Origin of the sequence: Levilactobacillus sp. LN180102, assembly GCF_050106635.1 — a bacterium.
GTDB lineage: Bacteria > Bacillota > Bacilli > Lactobacillales > Lactobacillaceae > Levilactobacillus > Levilactobacillus brevis.
Genome location: NZ_JBNIIX010000036.1, coordinates 1 through 3,955 on the forward strand (window position 1 = coordinate 1; position 3,955 = coordinate 3,955).

The window sequence follows — 3,955 nt, forward strand, 5'->3', positions numbered from 1 at the left end:
TTTATATTTATTATGTATTTGGAAACACTAGCTACTACCTCAAAAAAAAACAGCAGAAACATTTAATTTAACAGAAAAAGATTTGATGAACACTAAAGTAAATATATTACTTAAAAACCAAGGTATTTATAACGGTCTTATTAGTATTGTAATTTTATATGGCACATTTTTTTCAAAAAATGGGCAAGAAATATTGATTGGAAGTATGCTTTACATAACTTTAGTAGCACTTTATGGTGCTTACTCTAGCTCTAATATCAGTATTTTTTTCAAGCAAGCAACTTTAGCAGTAATAACACTAGTACTACTATTAATTTTTTGATAAATCGAATAATATATTATAGCTCTTAAATACCATTTAAAGCCCATATGAGCATTTTAAAGATGTGGACCGCCTAATTCATCAGATTTATGCCTGTCGAGTTTCTGTGAGCTTTCAGGGGCTTTTTTAGACGGTTCTTTTAGCCCTGCACGCACTAAAAACTTATCAGGTAAATGAATACCCATTTTGCGCTCTAAAAATATATCGACTTGCCTAACCAAATTTTGCAACGTGTTCACTAACTTTCGCAAACGAGCATTTTCTCTTTCTAAGTCGTTATAGTCCCACGTTTTTCTAGTCAGCTTATCTCCCAACGAATCAGCTTCACGCCTTACTCTAGCATGCAACTCATTGTAATTATCACTAAAAGAGGCACGCCTTTCTAAATCAGCGAGATCATTTTTATCAACCGTTACTTTATTTTTATTTAGCAAGGTTGGTTTACTAGCAATTTTTTTGTTATCACGAGGTTTAATTTCATCAAGCTTTTTTTGAGTATCTGCAAGCTTTGCTTGCGTCTCTTGTTTTTCGGTTTCTATCTTTTTTAAATCTTCCCGCATAGCTTTATATTCAGGAACGGATAAATTCTTGCGCTCTTTATTTTTATTCCCACGTTCAACATCAAAGCCATTTTCTTTTAGGTACTGGGGTAATTCATCTTGAATACGCTGTAAGGCTTCACGATTGAATATACGCTTGGCTGAGAGTTTTTTATCGTCATCAAAGGGAACAATGCCCATATGCATGTGAGGTGTCTTCTCATCCATGTGAACGACCGCATAGCGGACATTTTCGTCGCCATAGTTATCCGCAAAATATTGTTTAGACGTTTCAAAATATTTGCGAGTGTCGGTTTCGTCTAATTGCTCAAAAAAATCTTTGTCACTGGTTATAATCCATTCATTGACTAAAACAGCGTCCTTGCGAACTGCCCGCTTACTAGCCTTGTTTTCGTTGATATAAGCTTCAATATCCGTCTTAAAATTATTTGTCCGTCCTGCCACCAAATCATAATTCAAGTGAGAGCGAGAAACATCAATATCTTCATTGCTGTGATTGGTCGTTTTCCGTTGGTCATGATTACCGATACCGACCAAATTATCAGCTTTCAATTTTGTCATTCTAGCAACCGCAAAACTCATAGTACGCACCTCATTTCGGGATATCTTCCAAGTAAAGTATAACCCACTATACTTTACAACGTAAAGCGTGGGCTCTACCGAGGGTCGCTTTGCCAGCGGGACAGACCCCACCGCTCATTTTCCTGGACGGAAAATATTGCTCTCGTGGTAGTTAATTTTGGCTGTTCTCTTCCGCCAAAATAATCGCCACTCACTAGCTTAATTTTTCTAAGAAAAATTGACGCCCGAATTAAAAAAATCTCGGCTATCTTTTCCGCCGAGATTCCTTTAATTCGCAAAACCGAAATTTTTGATCCACGAAAACCGTGGAACAAAATTTCAAAAACCGCTAAAGATATAATGCCTATATCCGACTTTCGTAAATACCATCATAAACTTCTGCTTTAACAACGTCTATATCAGTACCGCCATTATCAACATACTTCAAAATATTCCATAAAGAATTATGTAAATATTCAACCTCAATCACTAACTCTTTTTTACTCATATGACTGTACTCACTATTTTTATCTAAATCATGCTCATCGTAATAATCTTCAAATAATCCCATATTCATTTATCTCCTAATCTTCATACTTCAAGCGCTCATTTAAAGCACGTACTTTTCCCTTTTCAATATCATCAGAATGTCTATTTCTAGAATCAAGATAAATCTGTTTTAATCGCTTAAAATCAACATCAAAACCATTTTTTTGCATTTCTTCAACAAAAAATTTATCCAATCTCATCATCATAAAAAACACCCCCCTACCACATAAAATAATTTTGCTTTTTAAAGTCCCACTTTGCAACGACTTCTTCCGCAGCTTCCATTTGCTCTTTGGTGTAATCTTCATCACCCACATGAACCAAATCACCATTTTCAACATCTTCAAGTTTCAAATCTTGCTTGATTTGCTTAAACAGACCACCATAGCTGATTTGTCGTGTTCCAGCTAAGGCATACTCCAAATTTTTAATCACCGCCAAATTACGCTCATCATCAGCCGTCATGTAATCAGCTGACTTCACTTCGTATTTGGCCGTTTCTTCCGCACTAGCTTGCAAAGAGTCCGTCCCTTTACGTTTGTTCGCCTTGACCGCCTGAACATGCACCACAGGCTCATAATCAGACTTTAAAGCTCTTTGCCACAATTTAGTCCATTCTTCTTGCTTAATATAATTCACGCTATCCCCGGTAAAATAACTAGATTTTACAAACAATAAAACATGTAAATGCTGATTATACGACCCACCTTGTTCATTAACGGTAATTTCCGTTGAGCGTAAGTAACCTAGTAAATTCTTTGATACCTTTTTATAACGCGATAACTTACCAAAAGCCTTAGTCAAAGCTCTCAACGAGGCTTTTAACTCCTCTGCTGAATAAGCATTCTTAACGGTCAAAGTTAAAAACAAAAACCGTCCTTTAGGCTCTCTCGCAACTGCCTCTGCAATAATTTGTTTTAATTGGCTCGAATTTTTCATGCTCTTTCTCCAATTGCACAACGGACATAACCGTTTGTGACAAAACCAAGTTTGATAAAGCTTCAAATGGTTACCAATTTTCCGAAAACGTAAAGTTTCCCCACAGTTTTTAATATCATGGGCTCGTTTAAACTCTAAAATCGACAAATATTCAGCATAGCGCACATTTTCAATTTTGCGTTCTCGCCAAGGACGCTCCTTGCCATTTGCGGTCACATCTTTGAATACTTTAGCCATAAATAAAACTCCTTCCCGTTCTATCCACGTGAAGGAGCTGATTATCGTATTATGTAAGCCTGAAGCCTTGACATCATAGGGTTTTCCCCCTAGAATATGACTGTAAACACAAAAGATAATCAACTCACGTGTTCCGAGCGACCAAACTAGGAATTTGCACGTGGGTTTTTTATTTGCTTTATTTTATTAGAATTTATACCTCAATAATACACCAAAACCCTATAATAGCAAGGGATAGGAGCAAACATACTAAAAACGAGTTGATGCTACTAGTATCAAGATAAGAAGAAAGTGACAAAAAACGCCACTTTCAAACCCCAAAAAGACAGATCAGCAAAAACCGCTGAACTGCCTTTTTTAAAACCGTGGCTTTCAGCCACACCGACCAGCTGAGCCAGCTGGAGCGCAACGCTTGCCGCCGCTAGGCTCGAGGAAACAATGGCTTGTTTCCTAGGGCATAAGGCTTTTTGGTTGAGTAGAGTCAGTCAACTCCTTAAAGCCTCCTAGGACGTCTAATAGCCCGTAAACGGTCTATAAGACGTCCTACGTCGATTTACCGTTGACAGACAAAATATTAACCTTGTTTAATAATACTATGTAAAAAGATTGGAGAAAATTTATGGAATTAATAATTAAAGCCTTAAGTATCTTAGTAGCAATAGAGTTTATATTTATTATGTATTTGGAAACACTAGCTACTACCTCAAAAAAAAACAGCAGAAACATTTAATTTAACAGAAAAAGATTTGATGAACACTAAAGTAAATATATTACTTAAAAACCAAGG

5 protein-coding genes are annotated in these 3,955 nt (G+C 36.4%); 1 reads left to right on the forward strand and 4 read right to left on the reverse strand.

The window, feature by feature from the left end; all coding sequences use genetic code 11:
• Positions 1 to 85: 85 nt before the first annotated feature.
• Positions 86 to 322: a DUF1304 family protein gene (locus tag ACP4IT_RS12425; protein ID WP_426855850.1), complete on the forward strand. Its 237-nt coding sequence runs from the start codon at positions 86 to 88 to the stop codon at positions 320 to 322.
• 56 nt (positions 323 to 378) lie between these two features.
• Here ACP4IT_RS12425 and mobV read toward each other — a convergent pair whose 3' ends face one another.
• From mobV to ACP4IT_RS12445, 4 genes are all read right to left on the reverse strand, one after another.
• Entirely contained in the window at positions 379 to 1,464 is a 1,086-nt protein-coding gene (gene mobV, locus ACP4IT_RS12430; protein WP_426855852.1) for a MobV family relaxase, read from the reverse strand.
• 343 nt (positions 1,465 to 1,807) lie between these two features.
• Positions 1,808 to 2,014 (reverse strand): hypothetical protein, encoded by a 207-nt coding sequence (locus ACP4IT_RS12435; RefSeq protein ID WP_080926803.1) that lies wholly within the window; start codon positions 2,012 to 2,014, stop codon positions 1,808 to 1,810.
• Between the two features lie 13 nt (positions 2,015 to 2,027).
• A complete protein-coding gene (locus ACP4IT_RS12440; RefSeq protein WP_013130268.1) occupies positions 2,028 to 2,198 on the reverse strand; it encodes a hypothetical protein in 171 nt (56 codons plus the stop codon).
• A 13-nt stretch (positions 2,199 to 2,211) separates the two neighbouring features.
• The gene (locus ACP4IT_RS12445) at positions 2,212 to 3,168 is read right to left on the reverse strand and encodes a protein rep (RefSeq protein ID WP_270335180.1); all 957 of its coding nucleotides are present in this window, start codon (positions 3,166 to 3,168) and stop codon (positions 2,212 to 2,214) included.
• Between the last annotated feature and the right edge of the window lie 787 nt (positions 3,169 to 3,955).